The organism is Bradyrhizobium sp. SZCCHNS3002, assembly GCF_032377435.1.
Classification (GTDB): domain Bacteria; phylum Pseudomonadota; class Alphaproteobacteria; order Rhizobiales; family Xanthobacteraceae; genus Bradyrhizobium.
Map to the genome: position 1 here is coordinate 349,387 of NZ_JAUHHY010000009.1, position 20,959 is coordinate 370,345.

Annotated in this window: 21 protein-coding genes; 20 read left to right on the forward strand and 1 reads right to left on the reverse strand. The window is 66.3% G+C overall.

The window, feature by feature from the left end; genetic code table 11:
- Nucleotides 1-10: 10 nt before the first annotated feature.
- From bchM to bchJ, 11 genes are all read left to right on the forward strand, one after another.
- A complete protein-coding gene (gene bchM / locus QW845_RS21120; RefSeq protein ID WP_315803463.1) occupies nt 11-712 on the forward strand; it encodes a magnesium protoporphyrin IX methyltransferase in 702 nt (233 codons plus the stop codon).
- Nucleotides 709-2,139 carry a BCD family MFS transporter gene (locus QW845_RS21125; RefSeq protein ID WP_315803464.1) on the forward strand — a complete coding sequence of 477 codons (1,431 nt, stop codon included), beginning with the start codon at nt 709-711 and terminating at the stop codon, nt 2,137-2,139. Before bchM ends, QW845_RS21125 begins: the two co-directional genes overlap by 4 nt.
- Nucleotides 2,140-2,158: 19 nt before the next feature.
- The gene (gene puhA / locus QW845_RS21130; protein ID WP_315803465.1) at nt 2,159-2,938 is read left to right on the forward strand and encodes a photosynthetic reaction center subunit H; all 780 of its coding nucleotides are present in this window, start codon (nt 2,159-2,161) and stop codon (nt 2,936-2,938) included.
- Nucleotides 2,935-3,588 carry a photosynthetic complex putative assembly protein PuhB gene (gene puhB, locus QW845_RS21135; protein WP_315803466.1) on the forward strand — a complete coding sequence of 218 codons (654 nt, stop codon included), beginning with the start codon at nt 2,935-2,937 and terminating at the stop codon, nt 3,586-3,588. Before puhA ends, puhB begins: the two co-directional genes overlap by 4 nt.
- 13 nt (nt 3,589-3,601) lie before the next feature.
- Entirely contained in the window at nt 3,602-4,081 is a 480-nt protein-coding gene (puhC, locus tag QW845_RS21140; protein ID WP_315803467.1) for a photosynthetic complex assembly protein PuhC, read from the forward strand.
- Nucleotides 4,078-4,383, forward strand: coding sequence for a hypothetical protein (locus tag QW845_RS21145; RefSeq protein WP_315803468.1), 306 nt, complete (start codon nt 4,078-4,080; stop codon nt 4,381-4,383). The genes puhC and QW845_RS21145 overlap by 4 nt, the downstream gene beginning before the upstream one ends.
- Nucleotides 4,380-5,441, forward strand: coding sequence for a magnesium-protoporphyrin IX monomethyl ester (oxidative) cyclase (acsF, locus tag QW845_RS21150; RefSeq protein ID WP_315803469.1), 1,062 nt, complete (start codon nt 4,380-4,382; stop codon nt 5,439-5,441). Before QW845_RS21145 ends, acsF begins: the two co-directional genes overlap by 4 nt.
- A 13-nt stretch (nt 5,442-5,454) precedes the next feature.
- On the forward strand, nt 5,455-6,507 hold the full coding sequence (gene puhE / locus QW845_RS21155) for a putative photosynthetic complex assembly protein PuhE (RefSeq protein ID WP_315803470.1): 1,053 nt from the start codon (nt 5,455-5,457) through the stop codon (nt 6,505-6,507).
- Nucleotides 6,504-7,715 (forward strand): 5-aminolevulinate synthase, encoded by a 1,212-nt coding sequence (hemA, locus tag QW845_RS21160; protein ID WP_315803471.1) that lies wholly within the window; start codon nt 6,504-6,506, stop codon nt 7,713-7,715. The genes puhE and hemA overlap by 4 nt, the downstream gene beginning before the upstream one ends.
- Nucleotides 7,716-7,812: 97 nt before the next feature.
- The gene (bchE, locus tag QW845_RS21165; protein WP_315803472.1) at nt 7,813-9,417 is read left to right on the forward strand and encodes a magnesium-protoporphyrin IX monomethyl ester anaerobic oxidative cyclase; all 1,605 of its coding nucleotides are present in this window, start codon (nt 7,813-7,815) and stop codon (nt 9,415-9,417) included.
- A 1-nt stretch (nt 9,418) separates the two neighbouring features.
- Nucleotides 9,419-10,060, forward strand: coding sequence for a bacteriochlorophyll 4-vinyl reductase (gene bchJ, locus QW845_RS21170; RefSeq protein ID WP_315803473.1), 642 nt, complete (start codon nt 9,419-9,421; stop codon nt 10,058-10,060).
- Nucleotides 10,061-10,108: 48 nt separating this feature from the next.
- On the opposite strand, the gene QW845_RS21175 is transcribed toward bchJ, so the two are convergent.
- Nucleotides 10,109-11,029: a LysR family transcriptional regulator gene (locus QW845_RS21175; protein ID WP_315803474.1), complete on the reverse strand. Its 921-nt coding sequence runs from the start codon at nt 11,027-11,029 to the stop codon at nt 10,109-10,111.
- Between the two features lie 146 nt (nt 11,030-11,175).
- Between QW845_RS21175 and QW845_RS21180 the strand changes: the two genes are divergently transcribed.
- From QW845_RS21180 to QW845_RS21220, 9 genes are all read left to right on the forward strand, one after another.
- On the forward strand, nt 11,176-12,231 hold the full coding sequence (locus tag QW845_RS21180; protein ID WP_315803475.1) for a class 1 fructose-bisphosphatase: 1,056 nt from the start codon (nt 11,176-11,178) through the stop codon (nt 12,229-12,231).
- A gap of 35 nt (nt 12,232-12,266) precedes the next feature.
- Nucleotides 12,267-13,142: a phosphoribulokinase gene (locus QW845_RS21185; protein WP_315803476.1), complete on the forward strand. Its 876-nt coding sequence runs from the start codon at nt 12,267-12,269 to the stop codon at nt 13,140-13,142.
- On the forward strand, nt 13,139-15,166 hold the full coding sequence (gene tkt, locus QW845_RS21190; RefSeq protein WP_315803477.1) for a transketolase: 2,028 nt from the start codon (nt 13,139-13,141) through the stop codon (nt 15,164-15,166). Before QW845_RS21185 ends, tkt begins: the two co-directional genes overlap by 4 nt.
- Nucleotides 15,167-15,210: 44 nt before the next feature.
- Nucleotides 15,211-16,293, forward strand: a complete 1,083-nt coding sequence (fba, locus tag QW845_RS21195; RefSeq protein ID WP_315803478.1) for a class II fructose-bisphosphate aldolase — start codon at nt 15,211-15,213, stop codon at nt 16,291-16,293.
- A 36-nt stretch (nt 16,294-16,329) separates the two neighbouring features.
- Entirely contained in the window at nt 16,330-17,790 is a 1,461-nt protein-coding gene (locus tag QW845_RS21200; RefSeq protein ID WP_315803479.1) for a form I ribulose bisphosphate carboxylase large subunit, read from the forward strand.
- 75 nt (nt 17,791-17,865) lie between these two features.
- A complete protein-coding gene (locus tag QW845_RS21205) occupies nt 17,866-18,285 on the forward strand; it encodes a ribulose bisphosphate carboxylase small subunit (protein ID WP_315803480.1) in 420 nt (139 codons plus the stop codon).
- 162 nt (nt 18,286-18,447) lie between these two features.
- Nucleotides 18,448-19,392: a CbbX protein gene (gene cbbX, locus QW845_RS21210; protein ID WP_315803503.1), complete on the forward strand. Its 945-nt coding sequence runs from the start codon at nt 18,448-18,450 to the stop codon at nt 19,390-19,392.
- Nucleotides 19,389-20,111, forward strand: a complete 723-nt coding sequence (locus QW845_RS21215; protein WP_315803481.1) for an HAD-IA family hydrolase — start codon at nt 19,389-19,391, stop codon at nt 20,109-20,111. The genes cbbX and QW845_RS21215 overlap by 4 nt, the downstream gene beginning before the upstream one ends.
- Before the next feature lie 148 nt (nt 20,112-20,259).
- Nucleotides 20,260-20,952 (forward strand): helix-turn-helix domain-containing protein, encoded by a 693-nt coding sequence (locus QW845_RS21220; RefSeq protein WP_315803482.1) that lies wholly within the window; start codon nt 20,260-20,262, stop codon nt 20,950-20,952.
- The last annotated feature ends 7 nt before the right edge of the window (nt 20,953-20,959 follow it).

The window sequence follows — 20,959 nt, forward strand, 5'->3', positions numbered from 1 at the left end:
GAGCTAGCCGATGACCACAGCGGAATATCTCGCCCGGCGCAGTGAAGTGGAGACCTATTTCGACCGCACCGCGGTAGCCGCCTGGACGCGGCTGACTTCGGATGCGCCGGTGGGCCGCATTCGCGCCACGGTGCGGGCCGGCCGTGACGAGATGCGGCGGACGCTGCTGTCATGGCTGCCGCTCGATCTGCGCGGCGCGCGGGTTCTCGACGCCGGCTGCGGCACCGGCAGCTTTTCCATCGAGGCCGCGCGGCGGGGCGCCGAGGTGGTGGCCGTCGACATCTCGCCGACCCTGATCGAGATCGCGCAGCGCCGGTTGCCCGACGACATCAGCCGCAACGCCATCCGTTTCGTCGCCGGCGACATGCTCGATCCCAGGCACGGCGGCTTCAACTTCGTCGTGGCGATGGACTCGTTCATCCACTACCGCGCCGAGGATGCGGTGCGGATCGTGGCGGGTCTCGGCGCGCGGACCTCCGAGTCGATCCTGATGACCTACGCGCCGCGGACGCCGCTGCTCGCAATCATGCATGCCGTCGGCGGCGTCTTCCCGCGTGGCAATCGCGCGCCGTCGATCGAGCCGGTCGCGGAGCAGAAGCTGTATCGTCTCATCGCCGACAATCATGATCTCGCCGACTGGCGCTGCGCGCGCAGCAGCCGCATCGCCAACGGCTTCTACATTTCGCAAGCGCTGGAGCTCCGTCCGTCATGAGCGCGCGCGCACCATCGGTCCTGCAACTGTGGACGCGGCTGTCGTCGCGCTATCTGCCGTTCGCGGATGCCGCCTCGACCGAGCTGCCGCTGTCGCGCCTGATGCGGCTGTCGCTGTTCCAGGTCTCGATCGGCATATCGGTGGTGCTGCTCAACGGCACGCTCAACCGCGTCATGATCGTCGAGCTCGGCGTGCCCTCCTGGCTGGTCGCGACCATGGTGGCGCTGCCGCTGGTGTTCGCGCCGCTTCGGGTGCTGATCGGCTTCAAGTCCGACCATCATCGCTCCGTACTGGGCTGGCGCCGGGTGCCGTACATCTGGATGGGCACCTTGCTGCAGTTCGGCGGCCTCGCCATCATGCCGTTCGCGCTGCTGCTGCTGTCGTCGGGCGACGCGCCGGGCCAGGTGATCGCCGGCCGCATCGGTGCGGGTTTGGCCTTCCTGCTGGTCGGCGCCGGCCTGCATACGACCCAGACCGCCGGCCTGTCGCTTGCCACAGACATTGCCCCTGAGCACTCGCGCCCTCGCGTCGTCGCCTTCCTCTACGTGATGCTGATGTTCGGCATGATGGCGAGCGCGCTGACCTTCGGCGGGCTGCTCGCCGAGTTCAGCGAGATGCGGCTGATCCAGGTCATCCAGGGCGCGGCGCTGACCGAGATGGTGCTCAACGTCATCGCGCTGTGGAAGCAGGAGGCGCGTGATCCGTCGCGCACGTCGGCGAGCCGCGAGCGGCCGCGCTTCGGCGATTCCTGGCGCCAGTTCCGCGAAGCCGGCGGCTCGATGCGGGTGCTGGTCGCGGTCGGGCTCGGTACCGCCGGCTTCACGATGCAGGACATCCTGCTTGAGCCGTATGGCGCGGAGATCCTGCACCTGACTGTCGGCGAGACGACAGCGCTGACGGCCTTGTTCGCCGCGGGCACGCTCGCCGGCTTCGGCCTCTCAGCGCGCCGCCTCGGCAAGGGCTCCGATCCCTATCGCATCGCCGCGCTCGGCGGGCTCGTCGGCCTGTTCGCCTTCTCCGCCGTGATCTTCTCGGCCCCGTTGGCCTCGCCCTTGGTGTTTCGGATCGGCACGACGCTGATCGGATTCGGCGGCGGCCTGTTCGCGGTTGGCACGCTGACGGCGGCGATGGCGCTGGTGCAGAACGGCGAGAGCGGGCTCGCGCTCGGCGCCTGGGGCGCAGTGCAGGCGACGTCAGCGGGTGTAGCCATCGCCGGCGGTGGCGCCATTCGCGATGTGATGTCGCAGCTGGCATTGAATGGAAGCCTCGGCGTCGCGCTCGCCGGGCCGGCGACCGGCTACAGCATCGTCTACCACGTCGAGATCGCGCTGCTGTTCGTCACCCTTGCGGTGATCGGGCCGCTGGTGCGGCGGCGGGCGGCGGAGCCACAGCAGCTTCAATTCGGAATCGTTGAATTTCCAGGTTAGCCCAGTCGGGGAGGAAGCCATGACGTCTTTCACGAGCTACATCGATGTCGCCCAGGTGGTGCTTTACGGGTTCTGGGTGTTCTTCGCAGGCCTGATCTTCTACCTGCGCACCGAGGACAAGCGCGAAGGCTATCCGCTGCAGTTCGAAGGCCGGATCGGCCGGCAGACGGCGTCGAGCGGTCACGGCTTCCCGACGCCGCCGTCACCCAAGACCTATCATATGCATGGCGGGCGCACCGCCACTCTGCCGAACTGGGACAACGACCGCGCCGATGCGCCGGTCACGCCGATGTATCCCTGGCCCGGCACGCCCTATCTGCCGACCGGCAATCCGATGCTCGACGGCGTCGGCCCAGGCTCCTTCGCCGCGCGCAAGGACGAGCCGGAGCTGACCATGGACAACATCCCCGCGATCGTGCCGCTGCGCGTCGACGGCAGCATCTTCATCGCCTCGGAGGACCCGGATCCGCGCGGCATGCCGGTGATCGGCTGCGACGGCAGGCTCGGCGGCAAGGTCCGCGAGGTCTGGGTCGACCGCGCCGAGATGCTGATCCGCTATCTCGAAGTCGAGGTCGAGGGCATCGTCGGACGCCACGTGCTGCTGCCGATGACCATGGCCATCGTCGACAAGTCGCGCAAGGCGGTGCTGGTCGACGCCATTCTCGGCTCGCAATTCGCCAGCGTGCCCGGTCTCGCCAGCCCCGATCAGGTCACCAAGCTCGAGGAGGACAAGATCGTCGGCTACTACGGCGGCGGCCATCTCTATGCGACTCCTGCACGCCAGGAGCCGCTGCTGTGAGCACCCGTCGGGACCAGGATCAGCTGATGCTGCCGGCAGGCGAGCGCCTGTTGTGGCAGGGACAGCCCACGGTGAAGGCGCTGCTGCTGCGCGTCTTCCACCTGCGCCTGGTGCTCGCCTACTTCGCCGCGCTGTTCGGCGCGCGCGTGGTAACGGGCACGCTGGATCACCAGCCGCTCGCAACTTCGCTCGCCAGTGCGTCGTCGCTGGCGATGCCGGTGGCGATCGCTACGCTGCTGCTCATCGGGCTCGCGGTGCTCTACAGCCGCACCACGCGCTACACCATCACCAGCCGCCGCGTGCTGCTGCAGTTCGGTGCCGTGCTGCCGATGACCTTGAACGTGCCCTTCAAGCAGGTGGCGCGCGCGGACGTGAAGCTGTTCTCCGACGGCTCCGGCGATCTGCCGCTCGGCGTCACCGCCCAGCAGCGGCTGTCCTATCTGCTGCTGTGGCCGCATGCGCGTCCGTGGCGGCTGAACGAGGTCGAGCCGATGCTGCGCGGCGTGCCTGATGCCCGCGAGGCGGCCGAGATCCTCGCAAAGGCGCTGGTCGCGGCCTCGGACGGCGCGGTCGCGGCGCAGCCGATCGCCGCGGGCAACGGACAGCCGCAAGGCGCGTCGCCTGCGGGTGCGGTCGCCAGCGCGGCGTGATCAGGAGGATGTCATGAGCCAAGCCGAGAGCCATGTCGATGTTCACGCCGAACCTGAGATCGTCATTCCGAAGGGCGCGCTGCGCGCGGCCTTCGCACTGGTTGCCTTCACCCTGGTTGCGGCCGGCGTCGGCCGCTGGACGGGTGTAGGCACTGTCCACATCGATCACGCTGCCGCCGTGCAAACGGTGGCGCTGCGGTTCGAGGACCGTCCCGATGGCGGCATCTCCGTGGTGTCGCCCGACAGCGGCAAGGTGGTCGGAGTCGTCGAGGCCGGCGGCGACGGCTTCCTGCGCACGGTGCTGCGCAGCATGGCGTTCGACCGCCAGCGTCACGCGATCGGCTCGGGGCCGGCCTTCACGATCAACCGCTGGTCCGATGGACGCATGAGCCTGGACGATCCGGCGACCGGACGGCGCGTCGATCTCGGGTCGTTCGGCAACGACAACAAGCGCCGGTTCACGGAGCTGATGACGATGGGAGAAAAGCGATGAGAGGATTATGGGCCAACGAGCCGCGCCGCTTCGAGATCGGCTGCAGCATCGAGGTCGAGCAGACCTCGGAAACGCTGCACGCGCATGTCACTCTGGACCGCGACGTCGGCATCCGCCCGGGTGACGAGGTCGTCATCCATGGCGAGCCGATCACGGTCAAGTTCGGCGAGCAGCTCAACCTGCGCCGCACCGCCACCGTGGTGCGGGCGGGTCCTCTGAAGCGCATGATGATGCATGTCGCGGGCTATCTCGAGCTCACGGAACTGTACGACGTCAGCTTTTCGGACGGGAGGGTCAGATGATCGCAATGGAAGGCGGATCCGGCAATATCTCCACCAAGATGGCGCTGGAGGACACGATCCTCACGCCACGCTTCTACACCACCGATTTCGCGGCGATGGACCGGCTCAATGTCGATCTGGTGCGCCGCGAATGGGATGCTGTCATGGCCGAGCTGCGCGCCGACCACAACCGCAAGCACTTCGTGCGGACGCCGGAATTCGACAAGGATCTCAACGAGCTGCCGGAGGCGCTTCGCGCCGAGTTCAAGGACTTCCTGGTGTCGTCGCTGACCGCCGAGTTCTCCGGCTGCGTGCTCTATGCCGAGATCAAGAAGCGGATCACCAATCCCGACATCCGCGAGCTGTTCCAGTTCATGAGCCGCGACGAGGCCCGCCACGCCGGCTTCATCAACGAAATCCTCAAGGATCACGGCATCGGCGTCGATCTGAGCTTCCTCACCAAGACCAAGAAGTACACCTACTTCAGGCCGAAGTTCATCTTCTACGCGACCTATCTGTCGGAGAAGATCGGCTACGCCCGCTACATCACCATCTATCGGCAGATGGAGCGGAACCCGGAGCGCCAGTTTCACCCGATCTTCAAGTGGTTCGAGAGGTGGTGCAACGACGAGTTCCGCCACGGCGAGGCGTTCGCGCTGCTGATGCGCGCCGATCCGAAGCTGCTCAGCGGCCTCAACAAGCTGTGGATCAAGTTCTTCCTGCTCGCAGTGTTCGCCACGATGCATGTCCGCGACCACATGCGTCCCGCCTTCTACGAGGCGCTCGGCATGCCGGTGGACGAGTACGACATGCGGGTGTTCCGCATCACCTCGGAGATTTCGCGGCAGGTCTTCCCGGTGATGCTCGACATCGACAATCCGCGCTTCTGGGACGGCCTGAAGCGGCTGCGCGGGATATCGGAGGCGATTGCGGATGCCAAGGCGCAGGGCGGCATCATGGGCACGCTCAAGCGCGCCGTGCTGCCGCTCAAGGCGGCGCTGACCTTCGGCCGGCTCTACATGCTGCCGGCCAAGAGCAACGCGCTGCCACGGGAGATCAGGCTGCAACCCGCCTGGTGACAAGGAGCCGGCCATGGGCGCGACCGCGATTGCCATTCCCTATGTCGTGTTCGTCTGGTGGTTCTCGACCGGCGCCGTGCTGGCGTTGGTCGGGCTCGCCGCCCGCCATCCGGCCGCGTTCAAATGGGGCACGGCCGCGGCGTTCGTCGCGGCCCTGTCGGGCGTCGCGGTGTCGAGCCAGGCCGCCGAGGACGCCAACGCCTATTGCGCCTTCACCTGCGCGATCCTGCTGTGGGGCACGGTGGAGATGTCGCTGCTCGCCGGCTGGATCACCGGCCCACGCCCCGAGCCGTGCCCGCGCGACTGCACGCCGGCCTCGCGCGTCGGCTTCGCGCTGCAGGCGATCGCCTATCACGAGCTGGCGCTGATCGCGACCGCTGGCCTCGTCTTCGCGGTGACATCGGGCGCGCCCAACCGTCTGAGCTGGTGGACCTTCGCCGCGCTGCTGGTGCTCAGGCAGAGCGCGAAGATCAATTTGTTCCTCGGCGTGCGCACCCTGAACGACGAGCTGCTGCCGCAGCAGGTCCGCTTCATGCGCAGCTATTTCGCCAAGAAGTCGACCAACCTGCTGTTCCCATTCTCGATTGCCGCGGCGACCACCGCGACCGTGCTGGTCGCTGCCGCCGCGCTCGGCGCCAAATCCTCTTTCGACGGCGTCGCGCTGTCACTGCTCGCCTCGTTGATCGCGCTCGGCCTGCTCGAGCATGGCTTCATGGCGCTGCCGATGCCGGTGATCAATCTGTGGCGCTGGAGCGCGCCAATCGAGCCCGCGATGGCGACCGTCGCTGCCATCCCGGCACCGGCGCCCGTGATGCCCATGGCGCGTCCGGTGCTGGCCGTCGTACCGGCCACGCCTGAGGTGGAGCGCCCCATGCCTGCGCCAAAGACGTCGATGTCGGCGCAGAAGACTGCTGCGGCCCTGGCGCGGCAGCGGCTCGAAGAACAGTTTCGCCAGGCCTATCGCCAGGCCCGCGCTGACGCGCAGGCGCAAACCATCACGGGACTGGCCGCGGTGTCGGTCACGCCGCCGGTCGATCCGAACACAGCACAGGGGGGAGTACCATGAACTACGAAGACTATTTCCGCCGCCAGCTCGACGGTCTCAGGCGCGAAGGACGCTACCGCGTGTTCGCCGACCTCGAGCGCAAGGCCGGCGCCTTCCCGCGCGCGACCTATCGTGGCCCCCATGGCGAGCGCGATGTCGCGGTGTGGTGCTCCAACGACTATCTCGGCATGGGCCAGCACCCCAAGGTGCTGGAGGTGATGCACGAGGCGCTCGACCGCTGCGGCGCCGGCGCCGGCGGCACCCGCAACATCAGCGGCACCAATCACTATCATGTGCTGCTGGAGGAGGAGCTCGCCGACCTCCACGGCAAGCAGGCGGCGCTCTTGTTCAACTCCGGCTACGTCTCGAATTGGACCTCGCTGTCGACCCTGGCCGCGCGCATGCCCGGATGCGTGATCCTGTCCGACGAGCTCAACCACGCCTCGATGATCGAGGGCATCCGCCACAGCCGCTGCGAGACCCGGATCTGGCGCCACAACGATGTCGCCGATCTCCGCGACAAGCTGTCGGATCTCGATCCCAAGGCGCCGAAGCTGATCGCGTTCGAGAGCGTCTATTCGATGGATGGCGACATCTCGCCGATCTCCGATATCTGCGACGTCGCCGACGAATACAACGCCATGACCTATCTCGACGAGGTCCACGCCGTCGGCCTGTACGGCCCGCGCGGCGGCGGCATCTCCGAGCGCGACGGTGTCGCCGATCGCCTGACCGTGATCGAGGGGACCCTGGCCAAGGCGTTCGGCGTGATCGGCGGCTATATCACGGCGTCCAGCACCGTCTGCGATTTCGTCCGCAGCTTCGCCTCCGGATTCATATTCTCCAGCTCGCTGCCCCCCGCGGTCGCCGCCGGCGCGCTCACCAGCATCCGGCATCTCAAGGCGAGCAATGTCGAGCGTGCAAGGCATCAAGACCGCGTCGCGCGGCTGCGCCGCCGGCTCGACGAGGCCGGCGTCAGCCATCTCGACAATCCCAGCCACATCGTGCCGGTGATGGTGCGCGACCCCGTGCTGTGCAAGCGGATCAGCGACATCCTGCTCGACCGCCACGGCATCTATGTGCAGCCGATCAACTATCCGACGGTGCCGCGCGGCACCGAGCGGCTGCGCATCACCCCCTCGCCCTATCACTCCGACGCGGACATCGAGCATCTGGTGTCGGCGCTCTCGGAGATCTGGGCCGAGATGGGCCTCGCGCTGGCGGCCTGACGGAAGAGAGGAATCGCACGGCGTTTGAGCCATATCAATTTGTCAATCTAACTTGACGTTATGATTGTTGGACAAATTGATAATCGGGGAGAACGCCGTGCGGATCCTGTTGCTGCATCCGAATTATCACTCCGGCGGCGCCGAGATCGCCGGCAACTGGCCGCCGGCCTGGGCCGCCTACATCTCCGGCGCGCTGAAGGCCGCGGGCTTCACGGACCTTCGCTTCATCGATGCGATGACCAACGATCTCTCCGAGGATCAGGTCCGCGCCATTCTGCGCAGCGAACAGCCTGACGTGATCGGCTGCACCGCGATCACCCCCTCGATCTACAAGGCCGAGCGGCTGCTGGAGATCGCCAGGGAAGAGCATCCCGACGCGCTCACCGTGCTCGGCGGCATCCACGCCACCTTCATGTACCAGCAGGTGCTGACCGAGGCGCCGTGGATCGACGCCATCGTGCGCGGCGAGGGCGAGGAGATCATCGTCGACCTGATGCGCGCCCGCGAGGACGGCCGCTGGGACAACGACCGCCGCAGCATCAGGGGCATCGCCTATCGCGACGGCTCGGAGATGGTGGCCACGGTGGCGGCGCCGACGGCGAAGAATCTCGATGCGATCACGCCCGACTGGAGCGTGCTCGAATGGAGCAAATACATCTATATCCCGATGAACAAGCGGGTCGCCATCCCCAACATGGCGCGCGGCTGCCCGTTCACCTGCAGCTTCTGCTCGCAGTGGAAGTTCTGGCGCGACTATCGCATCCGAGACCCGAAGAGGGTGGTCGACGAGATCGAGACACTGATGCGCGAGCACGATGTCGGCTTCTTCATCCTCGCCGACGAGGAGCCGACCATCAACAAGAAGAAGTTCATAGCCTTCTGCGAGGAGCTGATCCGCCGCGACCTCAAGATCCTCTGGGGAATCAACACCCGCGTCACCGACATCCTGCGCGACGAGGCGCTGCTGCCGTTGTACCGCAAGGCCGGCCTGATCCACGTCTCGCTCGGTACGGAAGCCGCCGCACAGATGAAGCTCGACCGCTTCAACAAGGAGACCACGGTCGCGCAGAACAAGAAGGCGATCCAGCTCTTGCGCGACGCCGGCATCGTCGTCGAGGCGCAGTTCATCGTCGGCCTCGAGAACGAGACCCGTGAGACTCTGGAGGAGACCTACCAGATGGCGCGCGACTGGAGGCCGGACCTCGCCAACTGGGCGATGTACACGCCGTGGCCATTCTCCGACCTGTTCCGCGACCTCGGCGACAAGGTCGAGATCTTCGACTACGAGAAGTACAATTTCGTCACGCCGATCATGAAGCCCGACGCAATGGATCGCGGCGAGCTGCTCGACGGCGTCATGAACAACTACCGCCGCTTCTACATGCACAAGGCGCTGTTCTCGTACCCGTGGGCCGGCTCGGGCGAGCGCAGGCGCTATCTGCTCGGCTGCCTCAAGGCGTTCCTGAAATCCGGCTTCGAGCGGAAATTCTACGATCTTGGCCGCGTCAATTACTGGGGGCCGCAGTCCAAGGGCAAGGTCGATTTCGGCTTCGATACGTCGCGCAAGCGCGCTGATCCCGGCAAGATCGAATGGAAGACGAGCCATAATCGCAAGCTGAGCGGACCGCAGCAGGCGCAACTGATGGCCTGCGGCGGCGGCACCGAGCAGATGAGCGACGAGGCCGAGACGCCGGTGCATTGACATGCACGGCACGCGCGCCCAGCCCAATCTGCTACTGCGCGCTGCCGCTGCGTCTGGTCACGCCCCGGGCCGTATCGGCCCCAACGCGATCATCCAGACCGCCGAGGCCCTACGGCTGCTGCGGGGGGAGGACAGTGCGCGCCGCGTGTTCGCGGCCGCGCGGCTCGATTTCTATCTGAGCAGTCCGCCCGCCGAGATGGTCGATGAGGCCGAGGTCATGCGGCTTCATGACGCGCTTCGGACCGAGCTCGACGACGAGACCGCGCGTGCCGTCAGCACCACGGCAGGGCGGCTGACCGGCGCCTATCTGCTTGCGCATCGCATCCCCGGCGCGGCGCAACATGTGCTCCGGCTGCTGCCGGCCCGGCTCGCGAGCCGCGCGCTGACGCGGGCGATATCCGCGCATGCCTGGACGTTTGCCGGGACCGGCACCTTCACCGCACGCCCGGGCCGGCCCACCATCTACCAGATCAGCCATTGTCCGCTGTGCCGCGGCCATCACGGCGATCACGCCATCTGCTACTTCTACGCTGCGACCTTCGAGACGTTGTTCGCAACGCTCGTGCACCCCGACGCCCATGCGCGTGAGATCGCCTGCGAAGCCTGGGGTGACGAGGCCTGCCGGTTCGAGATCGATTGGTGAGACGGCGCCATGTGAGACGCGACGCCGCCTTGGCATCGGGTGCGGCGCTCAGCTCGGCAGAAATCGCGCGCCTTCCTTGCCGAGGAAGTCCAGCATCGCCTGCGCCGGCGGCAGCAGCAGCTTGTCGGCACGCCGCACCGCGTGCCACTGCCGGATGATCGGCAGGCCGGCGACCTTCAACGTGACCAGCCGCCCCTCGCTGAGCTCATGGGCGACCGTGTGCTGCGAGATGAAGGCGATGCCGAGGCCGGCGATGACGGCCTGCTTGATGGTCTCGTTGCTGTCCATCTCCATGCTGGTCTTTGGCTTCAGACCATGCTTCTCGAAGAATGCCTCCATCAGCAGACGGGTGCCTGATCCCGGCTCCCGGGTGATGAACACCTCGCCGGCGAGATCCTCGGCCGCGATCCGCTTGCGTCGCGCCAGCCGGTGGTTGGCGGGGGCGATGATGATGTGCGGGTGCTTGCCGAAGGGCCGCATATCCACGGGAACGTCGGCCGGTGGCCGGCCCATGATGGCAATGTCGAGATCATAGCCGCGCAGCGCCTCGCGCAGGCTGTCGCGGTTGCCGATCCGCAAGGTGACGTCGATCTTGGGGAAGCGCCGCGAAAATTCCGCGATCGCAAACGGCACGAAATATTTCGCGGTGCTGACCGCGCCGATCGCCACGCGGCCGCCGCTGCGTCCGGCGAGAATGTCGAGCGCCTGCTCGCAATCCTGCAAGGCGGCCTCGACGCGTTCGGCCAGCGCCAGCACGCTGCGCCCGGCCTCGGTCAGGATCATGCCGTCGGTGGTGCGCTGGATCAGCGGCAGCCCGGCGAGCTCCTGAAGATTGCGGATCTGCAGGGTGACGGCAGGCTGCGTGAGGTTCAAACGGCCGGCCGCTGACGTCACCGACCCCGAGTTTTGCACGGCGGCCAGCGCCCGAAGCTGGCGGATGGTGAGATCGCGCGAGAAATGCCGGCTCATGGAACCCTCGATCAGATCGTTCACATAAGGAAAACTTTGGTCTATCCAAAGATATTGAAATTTCCCTAATTAGGCAAATCGAGTGTTGATAGCAGCGCGGCACGACGCATTCGTGCGGCTTCATCAAGTTCCCGGCAGAGGATCTGATGGCGAGGGAGTGGCCCATGGATCACCAGATGGATCATCATCAGACATTGCAGGCACATCTGGCGGCGCAGGGTGCCGACGCCGATTGCGCCGCGGTCATCGCGGCTCTGGCCGGGGCGGCGCGCGAGCTCGCGCGGCAGATCGCGGTCGCGCCGCTGTCCGGCGTCGACGAAGGCGCTGCCACCGTGAACGCCGACGGCGACGTCCAGAAGGCGCTCGACATCGTCGCCGACAACCTGATGCGGGATGCGCTGCGCCGGGCTCCGGTCGCCGGCATCCTGTCCGAAGAGGGCGACCGGCCGGAAACGGTCAATGCTGCTGCCCCACTTTGCGTGGCGATCGACCCGCTCGACGGCTCGTCGAACCTGCAGAACAACATCTCCGTCGGCACCATCTTCTCGATCCGCCCGCGGGGGCGCGACGTGCTCTCCAGCTTCTTCGAGCCCGGCACGGCACAGCTTGCCGCCGGCTTCTTCGTCTATGGACCGCAGACCTGCCTGGTGCTCGCGATCGACCATCGCGTCGATCTCTACGTCCTGCATCCGACCTTGCACGAGTTCATGCTCGCCAAGTCCGGGATCCGCATCCCGCAGGATACGCCGGAGTTCGCCATCAACGCGTCGAACCGCCGGCACTGGAGCGGGACCGTGCGCAACTATGTCGACGAATGCCTGTCGGGCGCCGCCGGCCCGCGCGGCCGCGACTTCAACATGCGCTGGATCGCCTCGCTGGTCGCCGAGGCCTATCGTATCCTGATGCGCGGCGGCGTGTTCCTCTATCCGGCCGACTCCCGCCCGGGCTATCGCGAGGGCCGGCTGCGGCTGGTCTACGAAGCGCATCCGATGGCGCTGATCATGGAATGGGCCGGCGGCTCGGCCTCGAGCGGCCGCGCGCGCATCCTCGAACTGTCGGCGCGCTCGCCGCATCAGCGCGCGCCGCTGATCATGGGCGACGTCCGCCTCGTCCGCGACGTCGACCAGCTGCATGAGGGCATCGAGCCGCTGTTCGAAACCAGCGATGCGCCCCTGTTCGCGCGGCGCGGCCTGTTCCGCTGAGCCTGCCTGCCGAACGCGCCTTCCGGAGAAAGTTCATGTCACGTCGTCATCCCATCATCTCGATCACCGGCTCGTCGGGCGCCGGCACCACGTCGGTCAAGAAGACCTTCGAGAACATCTTCCGCCGCGAGAACGTCAAGGCGGCCTATATCGAGGGCGATGCCTTCCATCGCTACAATCGCGAGGAGATGCGCCGCAAGATGGTCGAGGAGGCCGAGCTCGGCAACAAGCACTTCAGCCATTTCAGCCCCGACACCAATCTGTTCGAGGAGCTCGAGAAGACCTTCCGCGACTACTCCGAGACTGGCACCGGCATGACGCGCCACTACGTCCACGACGAGGAGGAGGCGCGGCTCTACGACACGAGGCCCGGCAACTTCACCGAGTGGAGCCGGCTGCCGGAGGACTCCGACCTGCTGTTCTACGAAGGCCTGCACGGCGCGGTCGTCACCGAGAAGGTCAACATCGCGCAGCACGCCGATCTGAAGATCGGCGTTGTTCCGGTGATGAACCTGGAGTGGATCCAGAAGCTGCACCGCGACCGCGCGTCGCGCGGCTACACCACCGAGGCGGTCACCGACACCATCCTGCGCCGCATGCCAGACTACGTGAACTACATCATCCCGCAGTTCTCGGAGACCGACATCAACTTCCAGCGTGTGCCGACGGTCGACACCTCGAACCCGTTCGTTGCCCGCTGGATCCCGACGCCCGATGAATCGATGGTCGTGATCCGGCTGAAGAACCCGCGCGGCATCGACTTTCCCTATCTGCTCTCGATGATCCCGCAGAGCTTCATGTCGCGCGCCAATTCGATCGTGATCCACGGCGCCAAGCTCGATCTCGCGATGCAGCTCATTCTCACCCCCATGATCATGCAACTGATGGACCGAAAGAGGCGCACGCTATGACCGCCAACGCCGTGCAGACGCTGGCTCCGAAAGCCGATCCCAGCCATGCCGAGATGGCGAACGCCATCCGCTTCCTCGCGATCGACGCCGTCGAAAAGGCGAAATCGGGTCATCCAGGCATGCCGATGGGCATGGCCGACGTGGCAACCGTCCTTTTCTCGCGCTTCATGAAATTCGATCCCGCCGATCCGGCCTGGCCCGATCGCGACCGCTTCGTGCTGTCGGCCGGTCACGGCTCGATGCTGCTCTATGCGCTGCTGCATCTGACCGGCTACGAGGCCGTCACGATCGATGAGCTGAAGCGGTTCCGGCAATGGGGCGCCAAGACGCCGGGCCATCCGGAGTATGGCCACACGCCCGGCGTCGAGACCACCACCGGTCCGCTCGGGCAGGGCATCGCGACGGCGGTCGGCATGGCGCTCGCCGAGCGCCTGATGAACGCGCGCTATGGCGACGATCTGGTCGATCACTACACCTACGTGATCGCCGGCGACGGCTGCCTGATGGAGGGCATCAGCCACGAGGCGATCTCGCTCGCGGGTCATCTCAAGCTGAATCGCTTGATCGTGTTGTTCGACGACAACGGCATCTCGATCGACGGCTCGACCGATCTCGCCTGCTCGGATGATCAGCTCGGACGCTTCGCCGCGTCGGGCTGGGCGACGTCCCGCATCGACGGCCATGATCCCGAAGCCATCGAGGCTGCGATCGCTGTGGCGCGGCAGAGCAACCGCCCCACCATGATCGCGTGCCGGACCACGATCGGCTTCGGCTCACCCGGACGGCAGGGCTCGGAGAAGGCGCATGGCGCGCCGCTCGGGCCGGAGGAGGTCGAAAAGACCCGCGCGGCACTGCACTGGCCGCACCGTCCGTTCGAGGTCCCGGCCGACGTGCTGGTGAGCTGGCGCGAGATCGGCGCGCGCGGCCGCAGCGTGCGCCAGGCCTGGAAGGAGCGTGCGCGCAGGCTGTGCACCGCGGACCGCTCGCCCTGTCATGATGCGCTGAACAGGAAGCTGCCGGCCGCCTATGCCGAGCGCATGGCGCAGTTCATCGCGCAGCTCACGGCCGAGCGGCCGAAGATCGCCACCCGCCAGGCGTCGCAGAACGTCATCGATGTGATCGCGACGGTGCTGCCGAACCTGCTCGGCGGCTCGGCGGACCTGACCCACTCCAACCTGACCAAGGCGAAGACGCACAAATCCGTCACACCGGCCGCGATGGATGGCAACTACATCCACTATGGTGTGCGCGAACACGCGATGGCTGCGGCCATGAACGGCATCGCGCTGCATGGCGGCTTCATTCCCTATGGCGGCACCTTCCTTGCCTTTGCCGACTACAGCCGGCCGGCGATTCGCCTGGCCGCGCTGATGGGCATCCGCGTCATTCACGTGATGACGCACGATTCCATCGGCCTCGGCGAGGACGGCCCGACGCATCAGCCGGTCGAGCATGTCGCGAGCCTGCGCGCCATTCCGAACCTCCTGGTATTCCGCCCGGCCGACGCGGTCGAGACGGCGGAAGCCTGGGACTGCGCGCTGCGTGCGGAGACCTCGCCGTCGGTGCTGTGCCTGTCGCGGCAGGGGCTGCCGGCGTTCCGTACCGAAGCATCTGATCACAACAAGGTGGCGCTCGGCGCCTACGTGGTCGTCGAGCCCGAGGCTGGGCGCGACGTGACCTTGATTGCGACCGGCTCGGAGGTGGCGATCGCGCTGGAGGCGGCCAAGCTGCTGGCGGTCGAAGGCGTCCAGGCGGCCGTGGTGTCGGCCCCCTGCTTCGAGCTGTTCCGCAAGCAGTCCGCCGAGTATCGCGCCGAGGTGCTCGGCGCTGCGCCACGCATCGGAGTCGAAGCCGCGATCGAGGGTGACTGGGCGCGCTGGCTCGGCGATGCCGGCGAGTTCGTCGGCATGCACGGCTTCGGCGCCTCGGCGCCGGCCGAGGTGCTGTACCGCGAATTCGGCATCACGCCTGCGGCGGTCGCCGATGCGGCGATGCGCAACATCATCCGGGCGCGGGCGTCCTGAGCCGCGCCACCATACAGAACATCGAAACAGGGACGGAGACCAACATGGCGCGGATCACGCTCAGACAATTGCTGGACCATGCGGCCGAGCGCGGCTACGGCGTGCCGGCGTTCAACATCAACAACATGGAGCAGGGGCTCGCGATCATGGAGGCGGCCGCGGCGGTCGATGCCCCCGTGATCATCCAGGCCTCGCGCGGCGCGCGCACCTATGCCGGCGACATCATGCTGTCGAAGATGATCGACGCGCTGGAGGAGATGTATCCGCAGATCCCGCTCTGCCTGCATCAGGACCACGGCAACGACGAGGCGACCTGCGCCACCGCGATCAAATACGGATTCACGTCCGTGATGATGGACGGCTCGCTCAAGGCCGATGCCAAGACGGCCGCCGACTACGACTACAACGTCGACATCACCCGCCGCGTCACCGACATGGCGCATTGGGTCGGTGCCTCGGTCGAGGGCGAGCTCGGCGTGCTGGGCTCGCTCGAGCATGGCGGCGGCGAGCAGGAGGACGGCCACGGCCTCGAAGGCAAGGTCAGCCGCGACCAACTGCTGACCGATCCCGACCAGGCGGTCGATTTCGTTCGCGCCACCAAGGTCGATGCGCTGGCGATCGCGATGGGCACCTCGCATGGCGCCTACAAGTTCTCGCGCAAGCCGGATGGCGAGATCCTCGCCATGAACGTCATCGAGGAGATCCATCGCCGGCTGCCGAACACGCATCTCGTCATGCACGGCTCCTCCTCGGTGCCGCAGAGCCTGCAGGACATGTTCAACCAGTTCGGCGGCGAGATGCCGCAGACCTGGGGCGTGCCGGTCGAGGAGATCGTGCGCGGCATCCGCCACGGCGTCCGCAAGGTCAACATCGACACCGACTGCCGGCTGGCGATGACGGCGATCTTCCGCAAGGTCGGCGCGTCGTCGAAGGTCGAATTTGATCCGCGCAAGTTCCTGAAGCCGGCGATGGACTCGATGCGTGATCTCTGCCGCGAGCGGTTCGAGCAGTTCGGCGCCGCCGGCAACGCCTCGAAGATCAAGGTGCTGCCGCTGTCGGAGATGGCCAAGCGCTACCGCTCCGGCGCGCTCGATCCGCGAATTGGGGGAATGACCGAAGCTGCGTGACGTGAACAGCCACAACGAGACAGCCAGGAGGAACACATGAACGACCAATCGATCACCGTCCGCGGCAAGGACCGCTACAAGTCCGGCGTGATGGAATACAAGAAGATGGGCTATTGGGAGCCGTCCTACCAGCCCAAGGACACCGATGTCATCGCGCTGTTCCGCGTCACGCCGCAGGATGGCGTCGACCCGGTCGAGGCGTGCGCTGCCGTCGCCGGTGAGTCCTCGACCGCGACCTGGACGGTGGTGTGGACCGACCGCCTGACCGCCGCCGAGAAGTATCGCGCCAAGTGCTACCGGGTCGAGCCGGTGCCGGGCTCGCCGGGCAGCTATTTCGCCTACATCGCCTATGATCTCGACCTGTTCGAGCCGGGCTCGATCGCCAACCTGACGGCCTCGATCATCGGCAACGTGTTCGGCTTCAAGCCGCTGAAGGCGCTGCGGCTCGAAGACATGCGGCTTCCTGTCGCCTATGTGAAGACGTTCCAGGGTCCGGCGACCGGCATCGTCGTCGAGCGCGAGCGGCTCGACAAGTTCGGCCGTCCCTTGCTCGGCGCCACCGTCAAGCCGAAGCTCGGCCTGTCCGGCCGCAACTACGGTCGCGTGGTCTACGAGGCGCTGAAGGGCGGACTCGACTTCACCAAGGACGACGAGAACATCAACTCGCAGCCCTTCATGCATTGGCGCGAGCGCTTCCTGTATTGCATGGAGGCGGTCAACAAGGCGCAGGCGGCGACCGGCGAGATCAAGGGCACCTACCTCAACGTGACAGCGGCGACGATGGAGGACATGTATGAGCGTGCCGAGTTCGCCAAGGAACTCGGCTCGACGATCATCATGATCGACCTCGTGATCGGCTACACCGCGATCCAGTCGATGGCGAAGTGGGCGCGCCGGAACGACATGATCCTGCATCTGCATCGCGCCGGGCACTCGACCTACACGCGGCAGCGCTCGCATGGCGTCTCGTTTCGCGTCATCGCCAAGTGGATGCGGCTCGCCGGCGTGGACCACATCCATGCCGGCACCGTGGTCGGCAAACTCGAAGGCGATCCCAACACGACCCGCGGCTACTACGACATCTGCCGCGAGGACTTCAACCCGATGCGGCTGGAGCATGGCGTGTTCTTCGACCAGAACTGGGCGAGCCTGAACAAGCTGATGCCCGTGGCCTCCGGCGGCATCCATGCCGGCCAGATGCACCAGTTGCTCGACCTGCTCGGCGAGGACGTCGTGCTGCAGTTCGGCGGCGGCACCATCGGCCATCCCCGCGGCATCGCCGCTGGTGCGACGGCCAACCGCGTCGCGCTGGAGGCGATGATCCTGGCCCGCAATGAGGGCCGCGACTACGTGCATGAAGGTCCTGAGATCCTGGCCAAGGCGGCACAGACCTGCACGCCGCTGCGCGAGGCGCTGGAGATCTGGAAGGACGTCACCTTCAACTACGAATCGACGGACTCGCCGGACTTCGTGCCGACCGTCACCCCTGCCGCTTGAACCACGTTCGATGCGTCGCCGTGCTGCGCGCCGGACATCGGCTCGCCCGGCAGCACAACATCAGGAGATTTCAACATGCGCGTGACCCAGGGTTGCTTTTCTTTCCTGCCCGATCTGACCGACGAGCAGATCACGGCCCAGATCCAGTACTGCCTCGAGAAGAATTGGGCCGTGAACATCGAGTTCACCGACGATCCGCATCCCCGCAACACCTATTGGGAGATGTGGGGCCTGCCGATGTTCGACCTGCGCGACGCCGCCGGCATCATGCGCGAGCTGTCCGAATGCCGGAAGATCTATGGCGACCGCTACATCCGCATCTCGGCCTTCGACTCCAGCCATGGCTGGGAGTCGATCCGGCTGTCCTTCATCGTCAACCGGCCGCAGCACGAGCCGGGCTTCCGGCTCGATCGTCAGGAAACCGTCGGACGCAATCTGCGTTACTCGACGCGGTCCTATGCGGCCGAGCGCCCTGAAGGCGAACGCTACTCATAAGAACACGGCGCTGAAGTCCCGTCCCGTCGGGGAGGGGACTTCAGCGCCGGCTCTGCCGCATTGATCAAGTCCGATTCGACGGCGTCCCCTGCTTGCCGGAGTTCGCGGGAGGATCTGCCGCCAGCGTGTGCGAACTTCGGCCAAGCGGAGCACCAGCCCATGATGCAGGCCACGCAGGCGGATGCCGACAAGGCCACGCCGGTCGACACCGTCGACCTGCGCCGCGAGTTCGAGAGCGTCGACATCGCACCCGTGCTGGAGCAGCTCGACCGCGAGCTGGTCGGGCTCACCCCGGTCAAGACGCGAATCCGCGAAATCGCCTCGCTGCTGATGATGGAGCGGATCCGCCGCAAGATGGGGCTGGCGACGACGTTTCCGACCTTGCACATGTCGTTCACCGGCAATCCCGGCACCGGCAAGACCACGGTCGCGCTGCGCATGGCCGGCATCCTGCATCGGCTGGGCTTCGTCCGCCGCGGCCACGTCATCAGCGTGACCCGCGACGATCTCGTCGGCCAATATATCGGCCACACCGCGCCGAAGACCAAGGAGGTGCTGAAGAAGGCGATGGGGGGGGTCCTCTTCATCGACGAGGCCTATTATCTCTACCGTCCCGAGAACGAGCGCGACTACGGCCAGGAGTCGATCGAGATCCTGCTGCAGATCATGGAGTCGCAGCGCGAGGACCTCGTGGTCATTCTTGCCGGCTATGCCGACCGGATGGAGAAGTTCTTCCAGAGCAATCCCGGCTTCCGCTCGCGCATCGCCCACCACATCGACTTCCCCGACTATTCGGAAGCCGAGCTGCTGACGATCTCCGAGATGATGCTGGAGGGGCAGAACTACCGCTTCACGCCGGAGGCCCGCGCCGCCTTCGAGAAGTACATCGCCGTCCGGCGCACCCAGCCCTTGTTCTCCAACGCGCGCTCGATCCGCAACGCGCTGGATCGGATCCGCCTGCGCCAGGCCAACCGGCTGGTGTCGCGGCTCGACCGCGTGCTGACGTCCGATGACGTGATGTCGATCGAAGCCAGCGACGTGCTGGCAAGCCGCGTGTTCGCCAAGGGGGCCGACGCGGGAGACGGCAGGGTGGAGGCGCAATCATGAGTCTGGCTCTGGTGAGGAACGCGCCGCTCGACGACCTCCGGCGCCGCATCGCCGACGCCGGCGCACTGATCTTCGACGTCGACGGCACGATGGCCGAGACCGAGGAGATCCATCGCGAGGCCTTCAATGAGGCGTTCGTCGCGGTGGGCATCGACTGGCACTGGGGCCGCCGCATCTACAAGGAGCTGCTGCGTGTCACCGGTGGCAAGGAGCGCGTCCGTGCGTTCGACCAGATGCGGCGCACGGGTCCGCCGCTCAGCGACGCCGTCGTTGCCCGGCTTCATCGCATCAAGACGGAGCGGTTTGCCGCGCTGATGGCCGACAAGGGCTGCCCGTTGCGCCCGGGCGTTCAAGCCTTGCTGGAGGCTGCCTCGGCCCGCGGGCAGCGGCTCGCGATCGCGACGACGACCACGCGCGGCAATATCGATGCCCTGTTGGCGCCCGTGCTGGGCGCCGATTGGGAGGCAGGATTTGCCGCCGTCGTGGCGGCCGACGATGTCGCGCGCAAGAAGCCCGCACCGGATGTCTACCTGGAGGTCTTGTCGCAGCTCGATCTACCCGCGGCCAGTTGCATCGCGATCGAGGACTCCGGTAACGGGTTGATGGCTGCGACCCGCGCCGGCGTTCCCGTGCTGATCACGCGCAGCCTCTACTTTCATGACGACACGTTCGACGGTGCGCTCGCCGTGCTCGATGACCTCGGGGAGTTTGTTGCCTGAGGTATTTTGAGGTGTTTGTGGTGATACGTTGCCGATTATGTACGCCACCATGCGCATAGCCGCGTGGCGTGGTCGTTCTATTGCCGTCTCGACAAGAACGTGTAATCCCTTGACGACATGTCTTCATGTCGAGTCGAGGTCGTTGAGTATGGCCCGCACGCAGGCCAAATTGAAACGTACGGACGTTGCCCGCACGGAAGCGTTTCGCGGGCGGGTGGGACGGCCGCCGAAGGCGCTCGCTGGAAACATCGAGGAGCGTATTCTGGACGCTGCGCGCGCGGTGTTTCTCGAGCGTGGCTTCGACGGTGCCAGCATCGACGAGATCGCTGAACGTGCTCCCGCCAGCAAGCCGACGATTTATGCCCGATACACCGGCAAGGCCGCATTGTTTGCCGCCGTCGTCGCGCGCTCCATCAACGACGTGATGAATCTGGGATCCTACACGCCGGTGGCCGGCACCGCACAGGAGAAACTGGTCGGACTTGCCATCGCCATCGTCGATCGCGCGCTGAAGGACTCGCTGGGATTGTTACGGGTCACGATCGGGGAGGCTTACCGGTTTCCCGATCTCAGTTGTCAGTTTCATGACGTCTCACGCAAACGGGCCGCCCATGCCGTGGCGGTGCTGCTCGGCGAGACGATCGGCGCCTCGGCCACGACCGCCCGCCGGACGCCGTCGAAGGCGTCGGCCGCCTCTGCCGAGATCTTCATCGATCTGATCGTCATGCCGGTGATCATGCGCTCGCTCATGGGCGAGAGCGAAAGGACGATCCGCAGGGAGCTGCCCGGCTTCGTCCGTGACCGGGTCAAGACGTTCCTGACGCTGCAGCCGAAGGCGTGAGCGGCGC